Source organism: Stenotrophomonas sp. PA-6-5C (genome assembly GCF_021605635.1).
GTDB lineage: Bacteria > Pseudomonadota > Gammaproteobacteria > Xanthomonadales > Xanthomonadaceae > Stenotrophomonas > Stenotrophomonas lactitubi.
This window is the reverse complement of sequence record NZ_WKEE01000049.1, coordinates 1-24,000: the sequence shown is the minus strand read 5'-3', so window position 1 is coordinate 24,000 and position 24,000 is coordinate 1. Positions and strand designations below refer to the sequence as shown.

Genomic DNA, 24,000 nt, shown 5'->3' with positions numbered 1-24,000 from the left:
CAGATGAGGTGTGACATGGCGACCCGTAGCACAACGACTTTCGACTTCGAGTCCGACGTCCTTGAAAGCAAGACGCCGGTGCTGGTGGACTTCTGGGCCCCGTGGTGCCCACCTTGCCGAGCCATCGCGCCTTCCTTGGAAGAGATATCCGATGAGCTTGAAGGCAAGCTCCAGGTGGTCAAGGTCGATATCGATCAGAACCCGGAATTGGCTCAGCGATTCGGGGTGCGGTCCATCCCCACCTTGAAAGTCTTCGTGGATGGCAAGATCGCCAAGGAGATCGTCGGCGCGATGCCGAAGCAGGCTTTGCACGAGCAGATCGCTCCGTTCGTAAAGGGCGAGTAAGCCACAACCGAGCGGGCGCCCTCTATGGGGCGCCCGCCTAGCAAAGAAGGTGAAGCGATGAACACGTCCGTGCCTTCATGGGCTGGGAAGGTGGAAGAAGTGAACGCCATGGGATTCAACCGCATTGCGCGCTCCACAGCCGATCCTCTTCTGCTCTACATAGGGGCACCATGGTGTCCTCCCTGCAAGACGATGGAGCCTGCATTCGCTGCCACCGCCGAGGCAATGGGCACAAAGGCCCGATTTCTCAAGGTGAATGCAGCGACGGATCCGCAGCTGTTGGACTCGTTGAAGGTCGCTGCTGTGCCGATGCTCCTGATGTATGACGACCAAGGGCGAGAAGTGGGCCGGCTCCTGGGCTCCTTGTCCGCACCGCGTATCGCGCAGTGGGCTCAGAAGCGACTCGATGGCGCACGCCAATAGTCGAGAACCGAATACTCCCAAATGTTCGAATCGGCCGTTCAAAAGTTGAGGCCGATTCAGTCTCCGCCGATCGTGCCCCAGGCCACTGCAATGCACTGGCGAAAAGAGGTCTCAGATGAATCGTGTCAAGGTTGATGTCGCCATCATTGGCGCCGGCAGTGCCGGAATGACAGCCTACCGCGCGGCCAAAGCGCATACCGACAGCATCGTGGTGATTGAAGGTGGCGTCTACGGAACCACCTGTGCGAGGGTTGGCTGCATGCCGAGCAAGCTGCTCATCAGTGCCGCAGATGCTGCTCACATGCTGGCGTTGGCGCCGAGCTTTGGCGTCATGCCTGGAGCAATCAAGGTCGACGGACGGGAAGTAATGGCCCGGGTGCGCCGCGAGCGCGATCGCTTCGTCGGCTTCGTTGTGGAGTCGGTAGAAGCGTGGCCGGAGGAACACCGGCTGTGCGGCAAGGCGACGTTCCTCTCTGCTCATGAGCTTCTGGTCGGACCGTCTATCATCGTCGAAGCTGATCGCATCGTTGTAGCGACAGGGTCCAGTCCCTTCGTTCCGGAGGGATGGCGTGAGACGCTGGGTGACAGGCTTCTTGTGAACGACGACGTTTTTGAGTGGACTGATCTGCCCAGCTCAGTGGCCGTTGTTGGCAGCGGGGTCATCGGCCTTGAGTTAGCACAGGCCCTGCATCGCCTTGGAGTGACGGTTCGCCTTTACGGTCGCAGTCGCTTCATCGGGCCGCTGAGCGACCCAGTAGTTGCGGCGGAGGCTACACGCATCTTCTCTGAAGAAGTTCCTGTGAGCCTGGGCGCAAAGGTCACACCCTCGCTCACCGAGGATGGTCGAGTGTTAGTGGTCTCCGAGAATTCTGAGGGTGTTCGCAGCACCGAGACGTTCGACTTCTTGATTGCCGCGACAGGTCGTAAGCCGAACATGCTCGGAATCAGCCTGGACAATGCCGGTATCGGTTTGGACAGCTACGGGTTGCCCATCGTCGACCGCGCTACCGGTCAGAGCACTTGCCCGCACATCTTCGTTGCCGGGGATGCCAATGGGATGGCCGATATCCTTCATGAGGCCGCAGACGACGGCCGCATCGCAGGCGACAACGCGGGCCGCTATCCAAACGTGCGCCCACGCCCGCGCAGGGCGCCTCTGGGGATCGTATTTTCCAACCCCCAGATCACGATGGCGGGCGCTACCTTCCGGCAGTTGACCGAGAGCGGCGCCACGTTTGAGGTTGGAGAGGCATTGTTCGCTGATCAGGGGCGCAGCCGGGTCATGCTGGAGAACCACGGAGTAATCCGTGTCTACGCCGACAGCGCCGCAGGAACCTTCTTGGGTGCGGAGATGGTCGGCCCATCGGCCGAACACATTGGCCACCTGCTGTCATGGAGCATTCAGCGGGGAGATACCGTCCAGCAGATGATCGACAGTCCGTTCTATCACCCGGTCGTCGAGGAGGGAGTGCGGACGGCGTTGCGTCAAATACAGCGCAAGCTGGTCATCCCGCCGCCGGCGCCGGAAAGCTGCTTGGACTGCCTGCCAGGCGCGTAGGTTGGAGTCGCGGTCACAGTAGGGGCGCAAGCAGATCGTTATGGGACCTATACGTGCTGTTAGACATGATTGGGCGAGGATCGCTGTCCAGCGCCCACCGAAGGCGGTATCCATCCCCTGGCTGTGCTGATGGCTTCGGTTCCCAACGTTCGGCACACATTTTGAATATGAATATTGAGGATGTTCGTGCCGGACTCGGTGGCTAACCCGAGAGTTTCTCAACTAATGCTCCGGCAGTGACCCATCTCCCTTCCGTGATAGGGTAAAGCAGTTCGGATCAGCCATAGTTGGCCAAACGCCCACGAGACCGATCAGTCGATCGATGCTCGTGGGCGTCAACGAAGATCAGCCGAGAGTTTCACCAAGCCACTGTTCCACGCTCCTCGGCGCGATACCAAACAACGTCTGCGCACTGGTGTCGTGAGGGATCGTATTGGTCGGACTGCTTTGCAGTGCGCCGTAGAAGGCGGCAATGGCAGCGGACGCAGGACCGATCAGCGGTTCAATCATCGCCCCGAATGCTTGGGGCGTGATGCTCTCAAAGGCGACATCGCGCCCCAGGTGGCGCTGGAAGCCTGTTGCGACATCGTTCCCGATCAGCCCTGGCAGCTGGCCAACCCCCACAACGCCACTGACCGACGTCTGCTCGAAGAGACGCTCAGCAACCTCGGCTACGTCCAAGTGTGAGCTCCAGGACACCGGTTGGTCCGACCGCAGCGGGTACCGCAACACCCCCTCAGTCTGTGTTGGCCCGAAGACCATCGGCAGCAGTAGGTTTTCCAAGTAAAGGCGCGGTGCGACGACGGCATACGAAACGCCGGTGCTGCGAACACCCTCAATCAAGATTGCCATCGCCGAATCAGCCGGGGCCTGCAATGGCGAGTCAGGCTCATCGACAATGATACCGCTGGTGGAGATCACCACCCGCCCGGGCTTGGCCAGGTCAACCGCTCGGGCAATGTTGCGTGCGTAGGTTGCACGGCTGCCCTCGTCTGTCTGAGGCAGGTGAATGAACACCCCATCCGCACCACGGTAAGCCTCAACCAGAGATTCCACGGATGCATTGTCAATGCGAACGGTCTGTGTTGCAGCCAGTGCCTCGGATGCGCGCACTGCACCGACGGCGTTTTTTCCGGCCGCCGAGAGGCGCTTGAGTAGCGGTCCGCCTTGAGCGCCGGAGGCACCATGAATGATATAGGTCATCGTCTTCTTCTTCGTCAGGCCTTGAGGAGGCGGGTGGGCAAGCATCGAATCGCACGCGGGTGAAAGCCAATCTGGGAACGCGGGGTGAAGATGTTATTCTTGGCCAAAGAGCACAGGGTTTCACGGTCAATATGCCCATGTTAATTGTCATTATTGGACAAGAAAGGCAGGATGCCGATGGCTAGGCGAAAGGAGCAGCGCGGCATGGATATCGGGCAGCTGCCCTATCATCCCCAAGCCGGCTATCGGTTCGACTTGGAGATCCTTGCCTTCTCCGAGCTGCGTCGTCGTGCGGGCGCTGAAATGCTCGAGTTGGCGCACCGTTATGAGTTCTACACCCTCGTCGGTGTTACCGAAGGGGCCTGTACTCACCGTATTGATTTCGAATTTGTGCAATGCGCACCCAATACGGTGCTCGCGTTAACGCCGGGGATGGCGCACAGCTTTGGCCCGCCAACCGATTGGGAGGGCTGGATTGTTGCGTTTCGTCCAGAGTTTGCCTGGCCCACGGCCTGCCCAGGTGCGGAAAAGAGTTGCCGCATACTTGAAGGACTGGGGAGCGTGATACGACTGACGGCGAAAGAGATGCGGGTCGTCACCGGATGCATCATGCAGATGCAGGACGACGCAGGCCTCGATGACTCACCGGAAAGCGTGCATGCGTTGCTACGCCATCAGCTCCATACTGCACTGACGCGGATCCGCATGGCAGATGAGCGCGGCGATGGGCGGGTGAAGCTCCCTCGTCCAGCTGGAAGTAGATTCAGAGAGTTCGAGCGATTGGTTGAAGAGAAGCACAGGGATTGGCATCAGGTCTCTAGCTACGCAAAGGCCATGGGATGTGCCGAAAGGACGCTGACGAGAGCGACGCTCGACGCTGCAGGCATGAGCCCCAAGGCTTTCATCGCCGCGCGGCTGGCACTCGAAGCCAAGCGCTTGCTGACGCATACGGAGTTGAAGGTGCTTGAAGTCGCTGAACAACTGTGTTTCAGCGACACCCCTAATTTCATCAAGTTCTTCCAGCGCGAGGTGGGATGTACACCTGCAACCTTCCGTCAACGTCAGACGCAGGCCGCGTAGAAGTATCCATTGGCAGATGCAGTAGGTCCGTTCGCCGTAAGGAGGCGCCTGCATATTGCAGGCGCTCCGGTGCGGCTTAGACGACTTTGCAGCGTCCCGCCAGGCCAGACAACGCGATATCGCTGATCAGCGCCGTTGGCGCAGCGCAGCCTGCGCCGAGGATTGTCACATCAAGCCCAGCTGCCTCGGGCGACAGCGCCGTGTGCGTGATGCAGTGTTGGGTCATCATGCCGACTAGACAAATGTCGGAGACATTCTGGGCGGCCAGGGTTTGGCCCAGCGGTGTGCCAAGAAAGCTGTCGGCTTGCTGTTTCTCGATCACTACGCAGCCGTTCAGTGCCTCAGCGATGGCCGGGTGCAACTCGGCACCCACCGTGCCTTTAGCCAAAAAAGGACCGTCGCTGGGCGTGAAGTGCTGGATACCTATCACCACCTCACCGGCCTGCTTGGCTTGCGCGATGGCGTCCAACGCTGCCGACAAAGCCTGCTCGCTGTTCTCAAGCGTGAGGCGGCCGCCGGGGAAGTAGTCGTTCTGGATATCCACGACAATCAGTGCAGTCTTCATGGTGTGTTCCTTTAAAAAGTGATGGTTTCGCCGTCTTCCGGGATCAGCACGCTGTCCTGGATGGACTTCTCGACGGTGTAACGGCGCAGATCAGCGCGGGAAACGGTCATGTGATTCACCGCATCCATATGCACGGCGACGATCTTTGCCTTAGGGGCCAATGCATGAACACGAGAGGTGTCATCAACGCCCATGATGATGCCGGTGTCGAAACCTTTGACCCGTGCGTCGCCCGTGTTCAACACGATGACATCCGGGGTATAGCGCTTGATCGCATCCTGCACGTCGCCGGTCCAGACGGTGTCACCAGCCAGATAAATGGTCGGTTCACCGGCTTTCTCAAAGACAAAGCCGGTCACACTGCCCAGCAGCGTCGCCAGCGGCTCCACTTTGAACATTGCGGCTGAGCCATGTTGGGCAGCAACACGCGAGATCTTCACGCCACCAAACATTTCGTGGGTCGGAAGAATCCGGACATCTTCAAACCCCTTACCGCGAAGCTGAGCAGCGTCGGCCTCGTTCTGAACGAACATGGTCATCTGACGCGGTATCAGCGTCTCTGCGGCCGGGTCCCAGTGATCCAAGTGGGTGTGGGTCAACAGCACGGCATCCACGTCCTTGAGTACCTGGGCCACATCGAACGGGAGCTCGACAGTCGGGTTGCGCAGTTCGCTGCGATAGGTGTCCGGGAAGCCGGGGTAGGCCCCTTTGGTGGCCAGCATCGGATCAACCAAGAGCACCGTGTCGCCATAGGCGATCTTTGCCGTGGCGTTTCGGATCTGTTGGATAGACGTGGTGCTCGGCGGGTTGCCTGCGGCGTGTGCATTGGTCTGGAGGCCCAGGGCCAGCAGGGTTGCGACGGCGAGTGACATCATTTTCATGGCGCAATCTCTGTGTGAATGTGTAAGACAGAGCTTGACAGTTCCGTGGTGATTGCAATACTGGCCCGCGGGACTAACATCGATTAAATCAGGCCATGATCAACCGTTGCGCGACAGAACCAGTTCACCGCCCTATTGAGGTGGTAGTCGTTGCCCCACGGGGCATCAGCGCCTTTCACCTGTCCGTGCCGTTGATGATCTTCGACATCCACTCGGAGGAGCGCGCCTTGTTCAATGTCCGCGTTGCTGCTGAGGAGCCCTTGGTAACCCTGAGCGGGGGGCAAGTGGGAGTGAGCGCCAGCGGGGGCTTGGAACTGCTGGACGAAGCAGAGGTGGTCATCATTCCAGGATGGGCGGATCTGGGAAATGCGCCCAGCAACGAGTTGAAAAGCAAGCTCATCGCGGCGAATCGTCGTGGGGCGCATGTGGTCGGGCTCTGCTACGGCGCCTACGCATTGGCCTATGCCGGGCTACTGGATGGACGCCTAGCTTCGACCCACTGGCTTGCCGAGGACGACTTTCATAGACGCTTTCCCCGCGTGAAGCTCGACATGAACGCGCTTTATGTTGACGAAGAGCGCGTGGTGACCTCTGCTGGGACCGGTGCGGCGTTGGATTGCTGCATGTATCTGGTCAGGAAGCTCTGCGGTGCGCGGGAGGCCAACAAAATCGCGCGCCTGATGGTCCTGCCACCCCATCGTGAGGGAGGTCAGTCCCAATACATCGAGCAGCCGGTTCCCGCCTCGCCGCAGGATGCTCTGTTGAGCGCGTTGCTCGACCACATGCGTGAGAATCTGCAAGCGGATCAATCGCTCGATGAACTGGCCAGCCGGGTAGCGATGAGCAGGCGGTCGTTCACCCGGCGATTCCATAAAGCCACCGGCATGACAGTGGGCGCTTGGCTGGAAGCCGAGCGCTTGCGCCGAGCAAAGGAGCTGCTTGAATCTACCGATCTATCGATTGAAAAAGTAGCCGAACAATCCGGCTATCGCACGTCCGTGGCGTTCCGACAGAGCTTCAATCGAGCATTCCATATCAGTCCGCGCGGGTGGCGGCGGACGTTCTCACTGGAGAACTAAAGGTTCTGATTCCGGGCTCAGAGTGGCTAAGCCGCGCGATAGCCTGAAAAGGGGGGGGGGAGGGAGGCTTCGCTGCATGGACACTCGCTGGCCTAGGCGCTTCAGCCTTCGGTGGGTCCTGTGGTCACAGTCCTGTTGCCATGGTCATTCCTTCGCTAAGCGAGGGCGGTGAAGAAGCCCATGGATAAGCACGCCGGCAACCATCGCAGCTGCGAACACGAGTGCGAACGGTTGACCCGTCGCCAACAGGGCGACGGCTGGGCCAGGACATACGCCCGCCAACCCCCAACCAATGCCGAACACTGCCGCACCGATCACCAGATTGCGATCGATGGCTCGGCGCTGCGGTACATGTAGCGCAGCAGCAAGCAGGGGGGTATTCCGTGCACGCGCCCACCGATAGGCGATGGCAGATCTGATCTGGCCTCCACTCTCGAGCAAGCTCTGTCGACACTCCCTCTCCATATGCGGAGAGGTTCTGGTAGGCCACTGACTCAAAGCAGAAGCGAAGCTCTAAGGACGCATACAGCAAGGAGCGCTCATCGCCTTTGGCGACGAGCTCCTTGGCGTTGCTGAGGCGGTCGGCGATGTTGTAGAGAGCCATGAGGACAGGTTACTTGCTTTGTGGCGGAGCTCAAGGCTTGTAGTCAACCGGTGACCCTCCCGCTTCCCACCGCTGCATTACCTAGCCTAGGGCCACCGGCTACATGCGTTCTCGGAGGGAACTGACCATTCGATGGGAACGCCCAATGTCAGGCTGCGATGGGCGGCTGGGCGAAGCTAGAGAAATGCGGTGGCGGCGTCGCGCTCAACGTTAGCGCCTTGGATCATCGGGGGGCCTATCGCCTATCGAGCGGCGCTGGCGTAACGGGTAGGGTAGTCGACTCGGGAGTGTACCGTCCGATCCATCAGGGCTGATGCAATGCCTGGCCTTCGCGTCGCTTCCCGTGAGCTCAAGGAAATAGGATTCCAAGGCGGCGACATTACAGCATGGACGGAAAGACACTGAGTGGCAAGGTGGATTTGCTCTTGGCGTTTGGCGGTTGCACTTCAGCGACCTTGCCCCGGTGGGCCTTCCCTCAAGTCTTCGACTCCCCCACGGTGTTGCGGCCCTCGCTTGCCTGCTCTCGCTGGCCACGCTGCTGGGTGCGGGAGACACCCGGGCCCGGGGCCATCGGTTCGCGAGCAATCCGCTCTGCCAGCGTGGAGACACTCGATGAACGCAGAACAGCACTTCGATGCCACGTCCGCCGAGTTCCAGCGTCTCTGCGGTTTGGCGCTCCTCGATGCCGGGTTCGACCCGGAACGGTTCTTCCATTCCTACGGCGACTTAGCACCGCGAGAGGCGGCCCTGCAGGCCGGCACTAAGTATGACCTGGAGCGCGTGGACTTGGGGTGGCGATAGGCGCCCTAGTCACCCAAGTTAGCCGCCACGGCGAATCAACGGCCAAACCGTTTTGCCATTGCACTGCGGCTGAAGCACTTCACGGGTTCGACTAAAAGCGATGCCAGTGACTTTCGTTCCCTTTAGAAGCGGAAAGGCTTGTTGATCGAACCGGCGTAGTGGGCAGTTCTCGCTGGTGACAGGCAGGGCGTTGTCGTCGGTCATGTCAATGCCGCCAGAACGCAAAATGCTTCTCCACTGATCGTAGTTGCTATCGCGCGTATAGGTTGCACCTTCGAGCTGGATCGACAGCATCCCGAACACGCCGATGCCATCAATGGTCGCGTTGAAGCTGCCCTCGCCGCAGGCATTGCAGAGGGGAACTTGTGGGTCCGTGAAATGAAGGGGGCCGCGCCAGGCGTAGTCACCAAACGTGGTGTTGGACGCCAAGATCTTGCTCTTGCTTCCTGGCGGCGTTTGGGCAATGCCGTTCACGTCCAGGTCGCACCCCTTAGCCGGGTTCAGGAGCATCCCGACGCTCACCACGTTGTTGTTCTGAGCGCCCAAACTGACGATGCAGCCGTTGAGCTCATAGGTGCTGCGCTGAATCCCGAGATCATCGGTGACCTCGCGCATAGCCGGCGATCCGATCTTGAACTCCGCGTATTTCAGCGTCTTGCCCAGCAGGCCCGGAGTAACGACGTCAGAGAGCGGTGTTGCTGCGAAGCTCAGAGGTGCTGCAAGAAAAGTTGCGGTCAAGGCGATGAGTGAGGCGAGCGTTCGACGGTCCATGTGATCGATCAGGTGCGGGAAAGTCCTCAGTATGGATGGCTGGCCGGACACTTGGAAGCCGTTAGCCAGGGGGCGGATACGTGAGCCACTTTGTCCTCGGCTCGGGCGCCCGAGGGCCTGTTGTCGGCGATGAAGGCGAGGCCGTCCTGGTCTGTCCGCGGGCTCCCGGCAAGACGACTAAAGCACTCATCAAGCGACTGAACGTGAACTTTCACCGGGTGCCGCTGGACGCAGAACAATGAAGAGCGGTGGGGGCGCCTCCGGCCAAATGAAGGTCAGCTAGGCGTCCAGACGCGTTGGTGTGATCGACGAGCGCGTTTGCTCCGAAGTTCGTTCATGTGCTTTTCAACCCCTTCGGATTTTTTGGAGAACGAGTTGCAGCGCACGAACTCGATGTCCTCCCAGAATGACGTCACGGCCATCATCATCTGCTCGAGTAGGACGCGAGGAAGGGTGATGGTGTCGAAGGCCGGATGCCGGGGCGCGTCGGGCGGGACGGTGTAAAAACCACCAATGGTCGTCCCCGGCGCAAGCCACGTTATCCAAAGCGACGGCGCGCGCTGATGGATCTTGATTGCAGAGTCGCCGTTGCCGTGTCGAAGCGCATTGCCCAACAGGTGAAGGAACTGCAAGTCCGCCTGGATGCCGAACCACTCCATGGGCGCATCGAATAGCTCCTGAAAGAAGCGCAGCAGGTTGGGGCCCTTGCCGTCTAAAGAGCAGCGCTGAATCTGCTGGATTCTGTCACCGGGGCAGTTCTTCATTCCTGCCATCCCGACCATCAATCCCCGAAGGGCTCGTTCATGCATGGATTGGGTGGACAAGAGGAACGCTTCAATGGTCGACTGGCGAAGATCGCCATAGTGATCTGCAGCAAAGGTTCGTTCGACTTCCTCTTCGCTGGCTCGAAGAGAGTCGATCTTGCGATCCAAAGCGTCCACGGAAGCAAACACTACTTCGTGTTGAAAAGTTGCGAACGAGGGCAGATTCAGTCCTTGGTAAACAGCCACCTCATGGTGCTCCCAACGAACGGCTTCAAGCGGATCAGGTGCTGGAATCATGCTTATTCTCGCGAGTGAGACCTGAAAGCTTGATTTCGTCCCCTGCCTTGCCGAGCATTCGGGAACGAAGGGCGGCCGTAGAGATCCTGGATGGGACTAGAAGCCTGAGTGAACGCCCATCCAGATCGCGGTAGCAGGCATCGGAAAGAACCGTGGAAACGGTGATGACCAGGTTCGGGGAAACAAGGAGCAAGCCGGCATCGAACAGGGCGTGGATGTCCTTCCGAAGCAGCAGCCCGTTGCTGAGCGCATTGGTGGACGTGCCGTTGTAGGGGTTGATGTGCGCGGCATCGATCACGGCCGCGTGGGCCGTGCCCGTGACCATGCACACGGCCCCGTAATGCTCAATCAAACGCTTCCTGAAGTCGGCCTGCCCATCCCGGATGACTCGTAGCACCTGCTCGACGCGCTTGCCGTCTACCTCGACGTCTGGCGGAGCGAGTGAGGCGGGCGCAGAACTCGGAATCAGGCGGCCGGACTCTTCCAACGTCCCCCGGAGGGCTTGGATGGCGTCGTTGTTCATCATCTGCGCCGGAGCACGAAGGACGGGATCAATCCCAGATCGATGACGAATGTGGGCAAGCAACCGTGCTGCGTCCTCTAGGTAGGTCAGCTTTTGCTCCCGCTCCCCCCACAACTGGCGCAGCGCGTCCAAATCCCATGACCACAGCGCCAGCCTGAGCTCGCTGCTCGTCAGACGATGCGCGGCCTCCGCGCGCACCAACTTTTGCTGGGCCCAGATCAGCTCCTCCGCGTCCGCAGCGGCGTCGGCAGGATCAATGCTTTCCCCTTCACCATCTTCGAGAAAAAAATGTCCGCCAAACTGCCGCGTCCGTTCTCGTTCCCGCCCCTGTTCGAAACGTTCCTGGCGCCGCTTCGCACGCCACGCGGCGATCCGTTGTTTGTCGTTGCCGTTGTCCATGCCATTCCCTTGCTGGCCAAATCGATTAGTCCACGTTCCAAGACGCTGTCGCCATGCAACCAGTTGGATGGCTCAATTGCGCCCTCCTCCATGCCGTCAACAGAGGGCAGGGAGGAGGGGCGGGATCTTTAACGACCGTCATCCATGATAGAGGCGAACTGGTAATCCAGGTCGTCGGCCGTCACCGCGTCATCGTCTTCATACGCTTCGAACTCCACTTCTTGGTCTTCCCGCAAGAAGAGCGAGGGTGAGACAGGCCGGAACTGGAGTGTGACGGAGACGAGGCCCGACTCTTCATTGGCGTCGGTGTATCGACCTTCAAACTCAGCAAAGAGGAGTTCTTTGTTGAAGTAAGCCGAACCTTCCATCTCACGCACGGGGCCGGTGTCTATGGCGAAGGATCGGGCCAGAGTTTCGGGGATCTTGATAGACATGGGAGCGTCATTGGCGCAAATCATGCTTTGCACACGGGCTTCGTAGTCGTCCACGGTGCCCGCCATCTCAGGGGCAGACATGACCGCGGTGTGGATCAGACGCTTCAGTGACTCGGAATCCCGATGCAGGTCTGCCAGCACAACAGCGCCGGCCACTGGGTTGGTATCCAAAGCCGTATACAGGGCTCTAAGGACAGTGTCGGGATTCACCCCAGGCACCAAGGCTTGGCACCGGGCCTGGGCCCGCTCTACATCGGCGAGGACCAGCAGACCCCCAACGGGAGCACCGCCTGGGAAGTAGGAGCTGGCTTGCAACGCGGCCAAGGTGTTAAAACCGCAAAGCGCGGCGACAAGTTCGCGAAGGTGACTTTTGGAGACCGCAATGCCAGTGGCGGCAAGGGCCTTGTGTGCAACGAAAACAGGACGGGAATAGATCGACATGGTCAGCTCTCGGGTAACCGGGTCAGGTGAGTGCTTACGCCGATCCGGTGCCAGGCTGGCGGTCGAATAGGGGCTTACAGAAAGTCACGCAAGAACGTGGATTCGAGTCACTCACAACTCCAGGCCACCGCCGTGCAGTGAGCATAGCGAGGCATCGGCGCGCTGGCAACAACGTTCAATCCCCGCTGTTGGCGGTTGCTCTGAAGCGACCTTGCCATGGTGGGGCCTCCCCTCAAGCCTTGCGGCTCCTTCTCTGCGTTCCGGCCCGTCTGCGCCCCGCTGCCGCGGTGCACGCCTTGGGTGCGGTCAAGCCCTGGCCCAGGGCCAACGGTTCGCGAGCAATCCGCTCTGCCAGCCGGGGACATCCCATGAACGCCCACCAGCACATCGACGCCACCGACGCCGAGTTCCTCCACTGCTTCGGGTTGAGCCTTGAAGACGCCGGGTTCGACTCGGATCGGTTCTTCCACACCTACGGTGACTTGTGCCCCCGAGCGCCTGCTCTTCAAGCCGGGAACGACTACGACCTGGATCGGGTGGACCTAGGGTGGCGATAGCGGCCCCACTCGGTGGCTGAGGCCACGAGCAACTCTTATAGCGGGTTCCTGCGCGCGCGGACGTGGTGCAGGCGATGCGGGCCTGGGCGAAGAAACAACGCGTCAACGGCGCTGAGGCCTGGCATTGCCACGCAGCTGCATCGGATGTGAGCCGTTTCACGGATTCTTCCGTTTTGAAGGCATCAAAGCAGATCTGAAAATTAGTCGTTTTCTTCGACCGGTCAACCCTTGCCAAACCGCCGATCCGATCAAGGATGAATGAATAAACATTCATGGGAAGGCGAATCGATGTGCAGTTACACATTAAAACAAGGCGAGAAGGCCGACGGAACGAGCAAGATCTTTTTCATTGGATCGGATGGTCAGCTGCTGGAGGGTGAGGTTCATGGTCTCCCGTCATTCGGAGCGTTGCTTCCGTCATTAGCTGAGAAGCCAGCCAAGTGTATGAGCGCAGCGGTATCCGGGTCGGTGGCGGTGTCGCCTGCGGCGCAGGCATTTTTCCGGAAGATGGAAAAGGCAATCGCGGAGCGTGAGTGTGAGCGCCAACGCAGGAAAGCGATGCGGCGGGCAGGAGCACTGGATAAGAGGCTGCCGAAGGCTGCGCCATCCAAGCCGCAGGTGCGATTCTGATGGCACGCCTCTGCAAACCCCAACGCCTGCCCAAGGTCTTGGTTCCAACAGTCATCCATGAAGCGCTTCGCCGGCAATCCCAGGCTGCCGGCATCACCACGGCCGAAGCCGTCCGCCAGTTGTTGGCGCAGACACTCGTCCAACCCATGAGGACCCCCGCAGGAGAGGAGGAAAGCAGACGGGTCGCACTGGCCCCGATCAATGCGCCTGCTGACCTGGTGCTTGCGATAAGGGCCAGGGCCGCCAAGGAGAAGGTCAGCGTGGGCGAAGCAGTGCGGCGAGGATTGAACGAAGCACTCAACGAGGGGAGGGAGTCATGACCTGGTGGACGGGTAACGTGATGATGGTGTTGCTGGCTTCCATCCCGCTACTCATCGCTGGCTTCTGGCTTGCGCTGGAGAAAAAGCGTCGAAGGGCTGGCAAAGAAGACGTGGCTAACCACAAGATGGCTTGGAGGCATTTCATCCATGCGCACCAGTGGCTTCCTGAAAGGGACAGCATCAACCTGTTCGACGCACGCGTGCTGCGGTATCCCATGTATCGCATGAGCGATGAAAGTTCGTGGAACTGGCTGCGAGGCTGTTTGCCAGCCGAAGTGACGGTTCTGATGACCAGCCCTACGCCTGCGGAGCTTGAGCGGGTGATACGCAGCGACGCGAAAGCCCGGCGGGCCCTGCTCGCGCGGAGCAAGTTCGAAGCGGAGGAAAGGGCGTTCTTTCCGTTCCGGATGCAGGGCGCCATGGGCATGTGGACTGTCCTGCAGGGCGCGCCGGATCGGCCCTTTCTGCATGACGTTGTTGGACGTCCTTGGTTGGTCGAGAGCGATGGAGAGCGGACGCGGGACATCGTTCTCTTGGACATCGGGTTGCGGTGCCACGCGGTCGATCTTGCCGAGGCTGTGGAGGAAGAGATTCGGGCCCTGGCGCCGCTCGTCCTGGCGCCCTCAAGCAAACCGATTTGGGTTGAGCACCTGCACGGAAACTGCTGAGACGGCTCTGACGGTGGGCAGGCCACGCCTGAAGCGGCTTGACCTTCAGCGCAACGAAAAGGGGCAGCTGCCCCTTTCGTTCTGACGGCCCACGCCCCGCATCGTAGCCTTTCAGCATCCCAACCGATGAGGCGCTACCCATGAACCACGCAACCCCGCACTTCCCCCTGGGGGCCATTGGCCTCTTCCCATGCGAGATCGGCGGGCGCAGCAGTGCCATCGGCTCGCGTGGCGGTGACTTTGATGAGGGCGGAAGCGGCAGCGGTGCTCTGCTTGAATACGTTGCCGTGGATGGAACCCTTGGCCCGTGCCCCGCAGACGTGCTTCATCAAACGGGCGTAGCCCGATTTCCCCGCGCCGTTTGGCCCGTAGACGACTGTCATCTGGCCCTGGCTGAGATCGAGGACGGCGTCATCTCCAATGGCATTGACGCCTTGGATTTTGGAGACCGAGTCGATGCGAAGATTAGCGGCGGCCGCCGTTCCCAGGATCGTTCCAGGTGCCAGCGGTGGGTGCGGAGCCTCGAGCGTGCTGGCCGCTTCTGCGAGGCAATGGGTCGTCAATGCCTCGAGCTCATCCTCTGTCGGCATGCGCCGGTGCTGAATGGCGCCGGCAGCCGCCATGCGCAACCAGCTGGGTCGGCCATTCAACCAGTCTTCCAGCGTCATGGGCACAGCGGCCCCGTCCTTCTTTGCCATCGGTCACTTCCCTTGTGCTTGGCGGTAGCCAGGAAGGCTCCGTCCCCCTTCCTCAATAGTGACGCGGGTCACATTTGGAGGCAAGTCGGTGATGGTCGAAGGCTCGAACGAGCCATCTCGAACGCGGTGATGTGCCCAGTCTGGGATGGATTAGGGGGCTGGATGCTGATGCGCAGCGAGGATCGATGCCAGCTGGCGATTGAACGCCCGGGCTTCTAACGCCACGGTCTCCCATGCTCGCTCGTCCGCATTCGCTCGCTCCTTAAGCCCGCCGAGCCAGGTTTGGACGCTGAGACGGATAGGAAGAGGATCACTGTGCCCGGCCGCAGCACGTAGGGCATCGAGGGATGCGAGATTGAGTTCAACCAAGTTGACTTCGATGAGGGCCTGCATCTGCACGGGGACAGCGTGTGGTGATTCAACCCCTTTTCCTAGCCACTTTTTCAATCGCTTCAACATCGCTGCTCCTCCATGAGCTCCAATAACTAGGACCCCGGGGGCTCGGTGGCGACCCCTTTGCTCTTCGCGTATTGCCGAACCTTCGCCAGCAACTCTCGCTGCTGCTCCGGATCCAGCCTGGACATCACCAGCAGGGTCTCGGCAACCAGATCGTTGGTCGCATGGAAATACGCCACCGGCAGCCCGAGCGCTTCTGCCAGCTTTTCCATGCTCTCCAAGTCGGGCACTCGATCGCCTCTCTCGTAACGAGAAATTCTGGGGGCGGCGCTGTTTTCCTCGTCCAACCCAAGCACGGCCCCCAAATCCGCTTGTGTCAGGCCCTTGGCAAGCCGGGCCTCGCGCAAGCGACGGCCGAACGTGTGAGCAGGGGCGAGAGGAGCAGGCATGGGAGATCAACGGATCAGTAGCGACCCCACAGTCTGCCGCTTCCAATGCTGCACTGCATTTGCCAAACTTGCAAATAGGCCGGGGTGACCGGTATCAGGGGGACGCATGAAGCAGACGATTGCAGCCATGGCGGTAGTCATGACGTTGACCAGCGGGACCGCTGGAGCCCAAGACGGCATTTTGGGGAGGATCGGCAAAGGGCTGATGCAGGCGGGCAAAGACGCGGCTTCCGCGCCAGCGACGAAGCGCTACCTGGAGCCCGCGGGCACTTACTGGGACGATGGAGACCCCGGGGTCCTTGATGGCTACACCCGCGTTCGGTGGGGCCTTGCGGCCACGGCCTCTGGAGGGTTCGATCTCTGCGAAGGCAACCTGTTTGCCCAGGTCAAGGCGGGCTACGCCATGACGCCTTCAACGCGCACCCGGTGTATTGGCAGCTGGCATCACCTCTTTCAACGGTTGGGGCAGGCCGGAGATCCGGCGAGCGCCTTCGATGCAAAGGCACGGCAGTTCGCTGCCACGGACCTTTTCTACCTGCGCCCTCCCATGGACGTGGAGATCGACCCGAAGACCGGGATCCTCCATGCCTACGCAAAGATCTTCGACAACGACTGGTATCCCCGCTCTCCGGGGTTTTTGCCCACGGCAGTGGTGGGTGCATCGCCCTTCGGCAAGGGCAACGCGGTGGTGGGGGTGGAACACGGTGGGCGCTATCACGCGGCGCTGCGCCTGAAGCCCGAAGACGTGGCAGAGCTTGGCCGGGTGGGACGCGACGCTACCGGCGACCGAATCTTTTTCAAAGTCGTGAAGGGCGGGCTTCAGCCCAATGGATTGCCGGACATTGTTCTCCAAATCGACCGGATGGAGATCGGCTACAAGAACCAGGTCATCGGCATCATCCCTTCCAAAGACAAGGACGCATGACATGAAACAAGCAATGATCGTGGCCGCAGCAGTTCATCCGGTCCACCGTATAGCGTGCGAACCAAGCCTGCATGGCGGGCGCGAGAACGCCCTCGCATACTTCAGCCAAGGTCTTTCCATCGGCCACCCGGCGCTGTTCCAGCCTTCCAAAGTGGTTCCTCTTAACGACGAACCGCTCCCCGATCCGCACCAGGGGATTGGCTCCCGCATCCAGAAGCGCTGCAACCATGGCCGCATACCGTCCTGCCTGGTGACGGTCTGACTTGAGCACATTGGCATACATGACTGCGGCTACCGCCAAAGGGGTGATGCCCGGATCACCGGCCACGCCGGCATCTAGGTCTGTGGTGCCCTTGAGCACGTGCAGCCAACCGTAGAAGGCCATCGAATCATTCGTTTGAATGGCCCGGATGAGGTTTTCGGTGCCAGCGCTCATTGCCCACCTCCCAGGATCCCGATGAGCACCAAGGCCGACAAAACGGGTAGTTGGTAGAACCGGAGCAGTCCACGCCCGGCGTCAAGGGGGTTGGAGACAGTTTCACCGTGGCGTTCTCCGGCGTGCCCCGCCGGGCTTGCGTGCCGTTCCTCAGCGCAATAGCAGGAGACGCCGACGTTCAGGACGTGCGAGTGGACGGGACGTCGGCGAAATGGAACACGGGAGGCCAACTGGACGTTCCCACGCTGGCCGCCGCCTGCCAGGAGAGCGGGAACGTGCTGGAGGTGGTGTATTACTCGGGGCTGGCAAGCGGAGGCTCGGTGGCCACTGTCATTGAACTGGCTGCACCCGTGCCGTCTCCCTTCCTTGATGCACCAACGACCCCAGCGGGACCCGTGGCATCCGCGCCTTCGGTGGACGATGCACTCCCAGGAAATCCCGTCACGCCCTCGCCTGGGGGGCTGCCTTCTGCTCCTCCTGCAGTTCCAGCCCTGCCCCCTGCCGCAGCGACCCCGTTGGTGCCGCAGCCCTCGCCCATCGGCCAACGGTGGGTTCGGCACCCAGCAAGGCCTGCCGGCGTGCAACGAGCACAACGTGGACCAGACCGTCGCTTTCAACTGGTATCGGCAGTTCTACAACCCCGTGCGGGTGGACTACCAGGAGCTGACGCTGACGTGTCGGGGACCTAGCTGATGTGCGAGGGGACCATCGTCCCCACCCAGCGGTCAGTCGCAGAGGTCAAACCTCAACGGCTTGCCATCCCACCGACCATACAGCTCGCCATTGCCCCAATAGCTGACCCGGCCTTCGCTTTCGCGCCGAATCGCTCTGAATACGCCGTTGCCCGGCGTCCGGTCGACCAAGCTCCCATCAAGCACCGGGAGAACATATCCAACCAGACCATCCGGCGGAGTTGCTTGAGAAGGGATTGGCAAAAGGAGAGCACCTGTCGGCGTTTCTCGAAGAACGATACAGAAGCACGGGTAGCTGAAGCTCTTCCAGCAAAAGACCAGCGCTGGATGCGTGCCTCGGGCACGAATCTCGTCGAGCAGCGGGCCGAGCGAAGCCATCGCTAGCGCCCTGGCATTCGCCTTCATGGCCTCTTGGCTTGCCTCCTCGCACCAAGATGCAACGTCCGATGAGTCGGCGAGGATCAGGTCCTTATTTCTGCTAGCAAAGCGCTTGGCGACGTTTCTGTAGCGAGACGTAGTGACAAACAACCCGCTTGCCTTCTCCCGCAGGCTATGCGCCTCAAGGGCTGCCACTGCATCAAGTTCTATAGGACGATGTTTGGCGTAACGCTTCGCTTGCACCAGCGTGAGGGCATCGCCCAAAGGGGACTGAATCCACATTCGGACATCAACGCCTTCATCGGCGCTGCCCGGCCCGATTTGAGTCCGCCACCCTCGGGCCGTAAACACGCTGCTGATCAGCTCTTCGAACGCACGGGGGCTAAGCCGATAAAGGTCATCCGGGCGCTTAGAAAAATACTCGTAGATATCGCCGGAAACATCCGCCGTGTCGGCTTCGATCAGCCGACAGGTCCACCTCCAGCGGGCCCATTCGTCGAACCTCTTCTGGAGATCAGACTCCTGGTCAATGAGGTAGTAGCCGGCGGTGACGTGGTCATCTAGCTCAATGAATACACGGATGGACTCCAATGCCTCGTAGAGCTCTTCCGCCTCGTCCATCCCTTCGTTCAAGCAGCGCCCCACCATTCCTTCGGACCAGAGCGTCAAAATGGAAGACCCCTCACCCGGCTCAGTGTCGTAGTGATCAAGTGGATCCTTGTGCCCAGAATCACCCCAAAGGTCGTGGCGCTCTGCCCATGACTCGGTGATCGCCTTGGCTTGGGCAACCACATCCTCCAGCTCTTGATCCGGCTTGGCCCTTGAGTTTCGAGCATCCTTGATTCTTTCAGAAGAAGTTGCCACGACGCATCTGCCGCCCGATAAAGTTGGAGCATATACTCCGCCCAACCGATATCTTTTTCCACCTCCTCGGACGCACATGACAATCCTTTTCTTGATTGCGCTAGCCCTTGCGATTCCTACCAGCGGCCTATCTCTACTGGTCTACGGTGCAGTATTTGTAGGAAAAGCCATCCTTAAAGCCAAAGTAAGGATGCATGAGGCCGACAAGAACATCGCCTTTAAAGCGATTGACAGCGAGGGCCCGAAGAACCTTCCCTCTTGGGTCAAGAACGAGGATCGGCGAGATGAGTTTGTCAGCGCGCTGCTGATGATGGCTCAGCGAAGAGGAGTTCCGGAGGCTTACTTGGGCGTGATGCTCAACACTCGGCAGTCTCTAGAAATCCTCTTGGGCTTTGCAGCAGAAATGGAGAAGAACGGCGCCTCTTTCGTGGAGCAGCAGTCCGGCAGCATCGATTTTGTCTGCCAGATGTGGGATCGCTTGGACGCAGCAAACAAAGCTAAGTTCGCAAGCATTGATCCGACGGAAGAACAGTATCGCAGCCTCCACACGCCAACCGAACGCCGACTCCCCATCAACGCTCCGAGACGCAACGATGCGCGCACTACCCAAATGATCGAGTGGGCAATCGAGACACTTGGCAAAGAGCCGAGCGTAATGGGAACCGCCTACGATGAGATTTCATACAGCGCAGTGGTCAGCTACGTTCATGAGCGCAAATGCCCAATCATTACGCGAGTGGCAAAATCCTACGGCGACTGGCTTGAGTTCCACACCAATGTCCGTGGTCGGTCCTATCGGGTCACGCTGGGAATGACAAACGAAGGGCACGGTTCGGTGCTCACTTCTCATCCGGCTTGAGGTCAGTCCATCCGTTGGCCAATCAGGCGGACGGCAGGGCCGTTCTATCCCACGCCCGCTTGACCCACCCCGTCACCAAGGCCAGCACGCCGATCAGGAACACGCCATACAGCCATGCGCCGTAGAACGCCATCGTGGCCACCGGCCCATACACCGGATGCTCGGCATACTTAAGGCCGAACCAAGCTGCGGCGATTACGACGGCAAGGCCCACGATCGATCCCAACCCGGCCCCCTTCCAGAACCCGTTCTTCCGGAAATATGGCATCCGGCCCGTGCGGACATGCCAGTCCCATACCCGCTGAGCACGGATGTGGAGTGCCAGGCAGAAGGCCAAGAAGGAAAAGATCAGAAGTCCCCCGGCGCAGTAGAGCGAGCCCAGCAACACACTGGACCGCATGGCCTCTTGGCCCCCGCCCAGGGCGAGCAGCCCGAGAGGACCCAAGATCACACTGGGCAGAATCATGGCGGCGGGCCCGGTGGGCGGATGCAACGGCTGGTATGGCGGATAGCGGTTCATGGTGATCTCCCCCTGTAGATGGCTGCACGCTTGATCGAGACCGGCGTGCAGTCAAGCGGTGGACTGCGGCCCATTTAGCCCGCAGACGTCCCTTCGTCCTTCACTTCGACCACTTGCCAACCCTCGCCTTGAGGGCGGAACAGTGCACGCAGCTTCGGCTTGAGGGTGCCCGGCTCCGGCTTGGTGGGCTGCCCACCGATGGAACCCTGGGCTTTTACCGACCCGCCCACCATGCACTCTTGATCCCCATTGGGCTTTTTTTCGCAATCGAGCTCCAGGCCGCCCGCATCGGTGACCTCAAGCTTCCAGGTGCGCTGCAACGTCGCCTGCTTCCCTTGCTCGGTAAAGAACCCTTCTACAACTTTGACCCCGTCCTCCTTGGTGGGCCCCTTGTCACCAGAGCAGGCCGTCAGGGTCAGGAGTGCCACACCGAACTCCACCGACACCACCCCGCGTTCGTTCAATCCCCACGGCGCATCGCCGAGTGGGCTTGAAGCAAGCCGGCGGCTGCTCGCCGCCGATAAGGCGAAGGGGAGAAAGGGCGGGGAGGGCCACGGCTCCCGCCGGGCCCTAGGCTGTCTGAACCCAGGACGTCTGCATGGCTGAAACCCTCTAGCTGCAGGGTCCTTGCGGGAATAGGTTTGCATCGTAGTGTGTTGCACGACCTACCCATAAAAGGATCCCTCCCAATGCGGCTTGTTGTCTGCTGCTTCAAAGGGGGCGTTGGTAAAACCACGCTCTCACTCAATCTCGGCGCGTTGTTCGCCAGTCAACATCGAGTCCTGGTCAACGACCGGGATCCGCATTGCAGTTCCGTTGCATGGGCTGCGCTTTCCGACCAAACCCCGTTCACCGTCGGCCGCTCATCGTCTCCGGGATTTGACCTGGAGATCCAGGACCTGCCGCCCAGCGCCCCGGTGAAGGACCAGCTGCCGGACGCGGACCTCTATATAGTCCCGACGCTGCTTGATGGCGCGTCTTTCGTGGGCTACCTGAGCACTATCGAGATCTTGCGGAAACAGGGCAGGCCCTTTCTGCCGGTAGCCAACGGAGTGAACCTGAAAAAAGCTGAACACCGCCGCCGCCTTCAAGAGCCTGACTTGGTAGGGGCTGTCGTGATTCCCGACCGAGCTGCGCTGGGAAGCTACTACCAGCTGGGTGAGACCGTCTTCTCCATGCGGGGAGCTGGGGTGGACAAGGCGCGCGAGGATATTTTACGGGTGGGTCAGGCTATCCAAAAGAGGTTGACCGACGCGCGGGGGACTGCATGATGGAGGCCCCGTTGCTGCCCCTGCCTGACCTCATGGCTGCCAAGAAGACCCTCACCCAGAAGGCGCCGCCTAAGAAAGCCCCGGTCCGCAAGAACCTAGCCAAGGCCGCCAAGGTGGTCCACGCCAAGCCGCAGCGGGAGTATGCGCCGCTCATCGACTTGGACCAATTTTCTGAAGTGCAGTTGGCGGAGCTCATGGCGGCTGCAGGGGACGCGCCAGGACGCAAGACCTACTTCGATTTCAAAGAAGAGCGCCCCTACGTCCGAGATGGGCAGAGGGTTCATCTGGAAGTGGGACGTGACTCCACCATGTTTGATTATCGCGACGAGCTGGGCACGAGGATCGAGCGAACGATGGTCACTGTGCCGCCGAAGCTCCGCGAACAGATCCAGGACGTCTCCGGGGAAGAGCAGCCCATTGTCACGACGGCGATCATCGCCCTCGCGTCCTGGGCCTGCCATGAGCTCAAGAAGTCGAAGCGACGCTTGGTGGTCACGACAGCGACCGACCACCTGGATCCGCTGCGGAAACAGGTCCGGAAGGCCCTGGTCGGGCGGGCGAGGAAGACGCGCTAATAAGGGTCGCATCAACGTTCTTCAAGGGTGATGAATGAAAAAGCAGTTGGAACAGACGCAACGCCAGCTACACAGGGGCCGTAGGAGGGCATTTATTAGTCGTGTGGCATGGTTAGATGTCGAGCGTAGGCTTGATCGACTTCTCAAGGAGGCGCGAAGCTTGGGGTGTGCGGAAGCAGGCAGCATCTACATGTCTAACATCCGAGACATGGAGGAGTTCAAGGACTCTTACGCAGACTCAGTGCTGAACACGGTTTGGATCATGATCGGTAGTAGGTCCCTCAATGTCGAATACTTGAGCAAGGACCAAGGAATGATGCTTCTCTCTGAGGGCGGGGCCCAGCTATGGTTGTCACAAGACGCAACAGGTAGCGTCACGGTGTTCATGGCACCCTATAGGTCCAAGCACATGAAGATGAACGAGAATGAGTTGATCCTCGCCCGATACGGCTGCGCGACATCTCTGACAGAGGCCAGACTTCGGGCGCACTTTGGAACGTTCTTCCGTTACTTAGCCGTCACCAGCTCACACGGGGATCTTGGCATTCGTGGCTACGCGTTTAGGACGCGGCTGCGCATGGCGGATCGGCGATTTGCTAGTGAGTGGTGGTCAAATGTGCACAAGGTCTATGTCCCCGTTCTCATCTGTTTGATCGGCTTGGTTGCGACGCTATACGCAGGTGATAAGTTGAGTTGGCTACCATCCAATGAATCGAAAGCCAGTCGTGTTGGGACATGAGATGGTGCGGGAACCGGCGACGAAAGCGTTTGCCGCCGGCCCACCGCTCAAAGTTTGTTAATGACGCGACAGAAGTCGTGCCGTATTGCCGAATGCGGTGCAACGCCCCCATGTAACGCAACGAACGTAGTAATGGTCATGAAGCACGGTAGGCTGTGGTCGTCCCGCCCATCGAGCAGAACAAAGAACTGGTGGTCCCATGTCTGGATAAGGCCTCACCGGCAAGTGAATAGTTTGTGGAAGCCATCCGGCAGTATGTCAGTCCGACTCTACGTGCGGCAGGGGCCATGAGCCCATCATTCCGCGAATCGGGTCCAAGCGTACCCATGCGCAGTGAGCCGCCGCTCTGCGATCGCCAGAAGATCTTCATCGAAGAACGTGCGCCATTCGGTCTGCACGATGATAGCCTCACAGGTCAGGTCCATCCGGCCCGCCAGCAGCAGCTCGTTGAAGCCGTCCGAGGGCTTAGCGCTCGCGACGATGTCCTTGACCGTTTGAAACGGTCCCTTGCTGCGGATCATCGCTAGAAAACGGTTTGGGTGATAGTTGAATGCCTTGGCCTGGTCCACGGCTTCAAGCAGCACCTGTTCGAACTTCGCTTCCTGGTTACTGTTCATCAGTTCTCCATCTTAAAAGGTTGGCGCGTTCAATTTTATCCGAAGCGTTGATCGGGCCCGGCATGAGGGCGCTATGGGAGGCGTTCTCGACTGGTGCGTGGATGGGCGCGTTCGCGGGAGCTGGCCGCTCGACGCCGAAGCGCACCTGTGCCTCGCTCACGGATCTGAAGAAAAGTTTTAATGGATCCGGTCGAGCTGGTGGGGGCGGCGGCGGGCGCTGGCTAGGCGAGGAGTGGCG

28 protein-coding genes and 1 pseudogene are annotated in these 24,000 nt (G+C 60.1%); 13 read left to right on the top strand and 16 right to left on the bottom strand.

The annotated features are described in order from the left end of the window. The first annotated feature begins 15 nt into the window (after positions 1-15). From trxA to GIW57_RS18500, 3 genes are all read left to right on the top strand, one after another. Complete coding sequence (trxA, locus tag GIW57_RS18510) at positions 16-345, top strand: thioredoxin (RefSeq protein ID WP_192081620.1); 330 nt, start codon at positions 16-18, stop codon at positions 343-345. A 57-nt stretch (positions 346-402) separates the two neighbouring features. After that, positions 403-768 carry a thioredoxin family protein gene (locus GIW57_RS18505; protein ID WP_192081621.1) on the top strand — a complete coding sequence of 122 codons (366 nt, stop codon included), beginning with the start codon at positions 403-405 and terminating at the stop codon, positions 766-768. Between the two features lie 115 nt (positions 769-883). Next, the gene (locus GIW57_RS18500) at positions 884-2,326 is read left to right on the top strand and encodes a dihydrolipoyl dehydrogenase (RefSeq protein ID WP_236512308.1); all 1,443 of its coding nucleotides are present in this window, start codon (positions 884-886) and stop codon (positions 2,324-2,326) included. Between the two features lie 345 nt (positions 2,327-2,671). Here GIW57_RS18500 and GIW57_RS18495 read toward each other — a convergent pair whose 3' ends face one another. After that, complete coding sequence (locus GIW57_RS18495; protein ID WP_192081623.1) at positions 2,672-3,529, bottom strand: NAD(P)H-binding protein; 858 nt, start codon at positions 3,527-3,529, stop codon at positions 2,672-2,674. A gap of 204 nt (positions 3,530-3,733) precedes the next feature. Between GIW57_RS18495 and GIW57_RS18490 the strand changes: the two genes are divergently transcribed. Further along, positions 3,734-4,609, top strand: a complete 876-nt coding sequence (locus GIW57_RS18490) for an AraC family transcriptional regulator (protein WP_192081624.1) — start codon at positions 3,734-3,736, stop codon at positions 4,607-4,609. Between the two features lie 76 nt (positions 4,610-4,685). Here the strand turns inward: GIW57_RS18490 and GIW57_RS18485 are convergent, their stop codons facing one another. After that, complete coding sequence (locus GIW57_RS18485) at positions 4,686-5,174, bottom strand: cysteine hydrolase family protein (RefSeq protein WP_192081625.1); 489 nt, start codon at positions 5,172-5,174, stop codon at positions 4,686-4,688. Positions 5,175-5,185: 11 nt separating this feature from the next. After that, entirely contained in the window at positions 5,186-6,055 is an 870-nt protein-coding gene (locus GIW57_RS18480; RefSeq protein ID WP_236512307.1) for an MBL fold metallo-hydrolase, read from the bottom strand. A gap of 95 nt (positions 6,056-6,150) precedes the next feature. Here GIW57_RS18480 and GIW57_RS18475 point away from each other — a divergent pair, with 95 nt between their 5' ends. Beyond that, complete coding sequence (locus GIW57_RS18475) at positions 6,151-7,134, top strand: helix-turn-helix domain-containing protein (RefSeq protein ID WP_192081626.1); 984 nt, start codon at positions 6,151-6,153, stop codon at positions 7,132-7,134. A 144-nt stretch (positions 7,135-7,278) separates the two neighbouring features. Here GIW57_RS18475 and GIW57_RS18470 read toward each other — a convergent pair. Further along, positions 7,279-7,578 (bottom strand): annotated as a pseudogene (locus GIW57_RS18470) (DUF6691 family protein); the annotation flags it as partial. A 772-nt stretch (positions 7,579-8,350) separates the two neighbouring features. Between GIW57_RS18470 and GIW57_RS18465 the strand changes: the two are divergent. Then, positions 8,351-8,539, top strand: a complete 189-nt coding sequence (locus GIW57_RS18465; RefSeq protein WP_236512305.1) for a hypothetical protein — start codon at positions 8,351-8,353, stop codon at positions 8,537-8,539. 18 nt (positions 8,540-8,557) lie between these two features. Here GIW57_RS18465 and GIW57_RS18460 read toward each other — a convergent pair whose 3' ends face one another. The 4 genes from GIW57_RS18460 to GIW57_RS18445 all read right to left on the bottom strand — a co-directional run bounded on the left by GIW57_RS18460 (position 8,558) and on the right by GIW57_RS18445 (position 12,168). Further along, the gene (locus tag GIW57_RS18460; protein ID WP_236512304.1) at positions 8,558-9,310 is read right to left on the bottom strand and encodes a hypothetical protein; all 753 of its coding nucleotides are present in this window, start codon (positions 9,308-9,310) and stop codon (positions 8,558-8,560) included. Between the two features lie 275 nt (positions 9,311-9,585). Beyond that, positions 9,586-10,371 (bottom strand): hypothetical protein, encoded by a 786-nt coding sequence (locus GIW57_RS18455; protein ID WP_236512303.1) that lies wholly within the window; start codon positions 10,369-10,371, stop codon positions 9,586-9,588. Further along, complete coding sequence (locus GIW57_RS18450) at positions 10,355-11,293, bottom strand: HNH endonuclease (protein ID WP_236512302.1); 939 nt, start codon at positions 11,291-11,293, stop codon at positions 10,355-10,357. Before GIW57_RS18450 ends, GIW57_RS18455 begins: the two co-directional genes overlap by 17 nt. Before the next feature lie 128 nt (positions 11,294-11,421). Further along, on the bottom strand, positions 11,422-12,168 hold the full coding sequence (locus GIW57_RS18445; protein WP_236512301.1) for a hypothetical protein: 747 nt from the start codon (positions 12,166-12,168) through the stop codon (positions 11,422-11,424). Between the two features lie 815 nt (positions 12,169-12,983). Here GIW57_RS18445 and GIW57_RS18440 point away from each other — a divergent pair. The 3 genes from GIW57_RS18440 to GIW57_RS18430 are packed head-to-tail and all read left to right on the top strand — an operon-like array spanning position 12,984 to position 14,343. Then, positions 12,984-13,355, top strand: a complete 372-nt coding sequence (locus GIW57_RS18440; protein ID WP_236512300.1) for a hypothetical protein — start codon at positions 12,984-12,986, stop codon at positions 13,353-13,355. Continuing rightward, complete coding sequence (locus GIW57_RS18435) at positions 13,355-13,675, top strand: hypothetical protein (protein WP_236512299.1); 321 nt, start codon at positions 13,355-13,357, stop codon at positions 13,673-13,675. The genes GIW57_RS18440 and GIW57_RS18435 overlap by 1 nt, the downstream gene beginning before the upstream one ends. Then, positions 13,672-14,343, top strand: a complete 672-nt coding sequence (locus tag GIW57_RS18430; RefSeq protein ID WP_236512298.1) for a hypothetical protein — start codon at positions 13,672-13,674, stop codon at positions 14,341-14,343. The genes GIW57_RS18435 and GIW57_RS18430 overlap by 4 nt, the downstream gene beginning before the upstream one ends. Positions 14,344-14,477: 134 nt before the next feature. On the opposite strand, the gene GIW57_RS18425 is transcribed toward GIW57_RS18430, so the two are convergent. The 3 genes from GIW57_RS18425 to GIW57_RS18415 form a co-directional block, all read right to left on the bottom strand. Then, positions 14,478-15,041, bottom strand: coding sequence for a hypothetical protein (locus GIW57_RS18425; RefSeq protein ID WP_236512296.1), 564 nt, complete (start codon positions 15,039-15,041; stop codon positions 14,478-14,480). 150 nt (positions 15,042-15,191) lie between these two features. After that, positions 15,192-15,500: a hypothetical protein gene (locus GIW57_RS18420; protein WP_236512294.1), complete on the bottom strand. Its 309-nt coding sequence runs from the start codon at positions 15,498-15,500 to the stop codon at positions 15,192-15,194. Between the two features lie 26 nt (positions 15,501-15,526). Further along, positions 15,527-15,886: a helix-turn-helix transcriptional regulator gene (locus GIW57_RS18415; RefSeq protein WP_236512292.1), complete on the bottom strand. Its 360-nt coding sequence runs from the start codon at positions 15,884-15,886 to the stop codon at positions 15,527-15,529. Positions 15,887-15,992: 106 nt separating this feature from the next. Between GIW57_RS18415 and GIW57_RS18410 the strand changes: the two genes are divergently transcribed. Then, positions 15,993-16,811, top strand: a complete 819-nt coding sequence (locus GIW57_RS18410) for a hypothetical protein (RefSeq protein WP_236512290.1) — start codon at positions 15,993-15,995, stop codon at positions 16,809-16,811. On the opposite strand, the gene GIW57_RS18405 is transcribed toward GIW57_RS18410, so the two are convergent. Together GIW57_RS18405 and GIW57_RS18400 are read right to left on the bottom strand one after the other, a co-directional pair. Then, complete coding sequence (locus GIW57_RS18405; protein WP_236512288.1) at positions 16,783-17,247, bottom strand: hypothetical protein; 465 nt, start codon at positions 17,245-17,247, stop codon at positions 16,783-16,785. The two genes, GIW57_RS18410 and GIW57_RS18405, sit on opposite strands and share 29 nt — an antisense overlap. Before the next feature lie 725 nt (positions 17,248-17,972). Further along, positions 17,973-19,181 carry a restriction endonuclease gene (locus tag GIW57_RS18400; RefSeq protein ID WP_236512286.1) on the bottom strand — a complete coding sequence of 403 codons (1,209 nt, stop codon included), beginning with the start codon at positions 19,179-19,181 and terminating at the stop codon, positions 17,973-17,975. A gap of 76 nt (positions 19,182-19,257) precedes the next feature. Between GIW57_RS18400 and GIW57_RS18395 the strand changes: the two genes are divergently transcribed. Then, positions 19,258-20,040, top strand: a complete 783-nt coding sequence (locus GIW57_RS18395) for a hypothetical protein (protein WP_236512284.1) — start codon at positions 19,258-19,260, stop codon at positions 20,038-20,040. A gap of 22 nt (positions 20,041-20,062) precedes the next feature. Here the strand turns inward: GIW57_RS18395 and GIW57_RS18390 are convergent, their stop codons facing one another. Next, positions 20,063-20,560, bottom strand: a complete 498-nt coding sequence (locus tag GIW57_RS18390) for a hypothetical protein (RefSeq protein WP_236512282.1) — start codon at positions 20,558-20,560, stop codon at positions 20,063-20,065. 74 nt (positions 20,561-20,634) lie between these two features. Then, the gene (locus GIW57_RS18385; protein ID WP_236512280.1) at positions 20,635-20,988 is read right to left on the bottom strand and encodes a hypothetical protein; all 354 of its coding nucleotides are present in this window, start codon (positions 20,986-20,988) and stop codon (positions 20,635-20,637) included. Positions 20,989-21,249: 261 nt separating this feature from the next. Here GIW57_RS18385 and GIW57_RS18380 point away from each other — a divergent pair, with 261 nt between their 5' ends. Further along, the gene (locus tag GIW57_RS18380) at positions 21,250-21,831 is read left to right on the top strand and encodes a ParA family protein (RefSeq protein WP_236512278.1); all 582 of its coding nucleotides are present in this window, start codon (positions 21,250-21,252) and stop codon (positions 21,829-21,831) included. 11 nt (positions 21,832-21,842) lie between these two features. After that, positions 21,843-22,406, top strand: a complete 564-nt coding sequence (locus tag GIW57_RS18375; RefSeq protein ID WP_236512276.1) for a hypothetical protein — start codon at positions 21,843-21,845, stop codon at positions 22,404-22,406. A gap of 1,035 nt (positions 22,407-23,441) precedes the next feature. Here the strand turns inward: GIW57_RS18375 and GIW57_RS18370 are convergent. Beyond that, complete coding sequence (locus GIW57_RS18370) at positions 23,442-23,762, bottom strand: hypothetical protein (RefSeq protein WP_236512274.1); 321 nt, start codon at positions 23,760-23,762, stop codon at positions 23,442-23,444. Positions 23,763-24,000 lie beyond the last annotated feature (238 nt).

Bases quoted from the DNA above. Each gene is read 5' to 3' on its own strand.
- trxA (WP_192081620.1), top strand. From the start codon at position 16: ATGGCGACCCGTAGCACAACGACTTTCGACTTCGAGTCCGACGTCCTT.
- GIW57_RS18505 (WP_192081621.1), top strand. From the start codon at position 403: ATGAACACGTCCGTGCCTTCATGGGCTGGGAAGGTGGAAGAAGTGAAC.
- GIW57_RS18500 (WP_236512308.1), top strand. From the start codon at position 884: ATGAATCGTGTCAAGGTTGATGTCGCCATCATTGGCGCCGGCAGTGCC.
- GIW57_RS18495 (WP_192081623.1), bottom strand. From the start codon at position 3,529: ATGACCTATATCATTCATGGTGCCTCCGGCGCTCAAGGCGGACCGCTA.
- GIW57_RS18490 (WP_192081624.1), top strand. From the start codon at position 3,734: ATGGATATCGGGCAGCTGCCCTATCATCCCCAAGCCGGCTATCGGTTC.
- GIW57_RS18485 (WP_192081625.1), bottom strand. From the start codon at position 5,174: ATGAAGACTGCACTGATTGTCGTGGATATCCAGAACGACTACTTCCCC.
- GIW57_RS18480 (WP_236512307.1), bottom strand. From the start codon at position 6,055: ATGAAAATGATGTCACTCGCCGTCGCAACCCTGCTGGCCCTGGGCCTC.
- GIW57_RS18475 (WP_192081626.1), top strand. From the start codon at position 6,151: ATGATCAACCGTTGCGCGACAGAACCAGTTCACCGCCCTATTGAGGTG.
- GIW57_RS18465 (WP_236512305.1), top strand. From the start codon at position 8,351: ATGAACGCAGAACAGCACTTCGATGCCACGTCCGCCGAGTTCCAGCGT.
- GIW57_RS18460 (WP_236512304.1), bottom strand. From the start codon at position 9,310: ATGGACCGTCGAACGCTCGCCTCACTCATCGCCTTGACCGCAACTTTT.
- GIW57_RS18455 (WP_236512303.1), bottom strand. From the start codon at position 10,371: ATGATTCCAGCACCTGATCCGCTTGAAGCCGTTCGTTGGGAGCACCAT.
- GIW57_RS18450 (WP_236512302.1), bottom strand. From the start codon at position 11,293: ATGGACAACGGCAACGACAAACAACGGATCGCCGCGTGGCGTGCGAAG.
- GIW57_RS18445 (WP_236512301.1), bottom strand. From the start codon at position 12,168: ATGTCGATCTATTCCCGTCCTGTTTTCGTTGCACACAAGGCCCTTGCC.
- GIW57_RS18440 (WP_236512300.1), top strand. From the start codon at position 12,984: ATGAATAAACATTCATGGGAAGGCGAATCGATGTGCAGTTACACATTA.
- GIW57_RS18435 (WP_236512299.1), top strand. From the start codon at position 13,355: ATGGCACGCCTCTGCAAACCCCAACGCCTGCCCAAGGTCTTGGTTCCA.
- GIW57_RS18430 (WP_236512298.1), top strand. From the start codon at position 13,672: ATGACCTGGTGGACGGGTAACGTGATGATGGTGTTGCTGGCTTCCATC.
- GIW57_RS18425 (WP_236512296.1), bottom strand. From the start codon at position 15,041: ATGGCAAAGAAGGACGGGGCCGCTGTGCCCATGACGCTGGAAGACTGG.
- GIW57_RS18420 (WP_236512294.1), bottom strand. From the start codon at position 15,500: ATGTTGAAGCGATTGAAAAAGTGGCTAGGAAAAGGGGTTGAATCACCA.
- GIW57_RS18415 (WP_236512292.1), bottom strand. From the start codon at position 15,886: ATGCCTGCTCCTCTCGCCCCTGCTCACACGTTCGGCCGTCGCTTGCGC.
- GIW57_RS18410 (WP_236512290.1), top strand. From the start codon at position 15,993: ATGAAGCAGACGATTGCAGCCATGGCGGTAGTCATGACGTTGACCAGC.
- GIW57_RS18405 (WP_236512288.1), bottom strand. From the start codon at position 17,247: ATGAGCGCTGGCACCGAAAACCTCATCCGGGCCATTCAAACGAATGAT.
- GIW57_RS18395 (WP_236512284.1), top strand. From the start codon at position 19,258: ATGACAATCCTTTTCTTGATTGCGCTAGCCCTTGCGATTCCTACCAGC.
- GIW57_RS18390 (WP_236512282.1), bottom strand. From the start codon at position 20,560: ATGAACCGCTATCCGCCATACCAGCCGTTGCATCCGCCCACCGGGCCC.
- GIW57_RS18380 (WP_236512278.1), top strand. From the start codon at position 21,250: ATGCGGCTTGTTGTCTGCTGCTTCAAAGGGGGCGTTGGTAAAACCACG.
- GIW57_RS18370 (WP_236512274.1), bottom strand. From the start codon at position 23,762: ATGAACAGTAACCAGGAAGCGAAGTTCGAACAGGTGCTGCTTGAAGCC.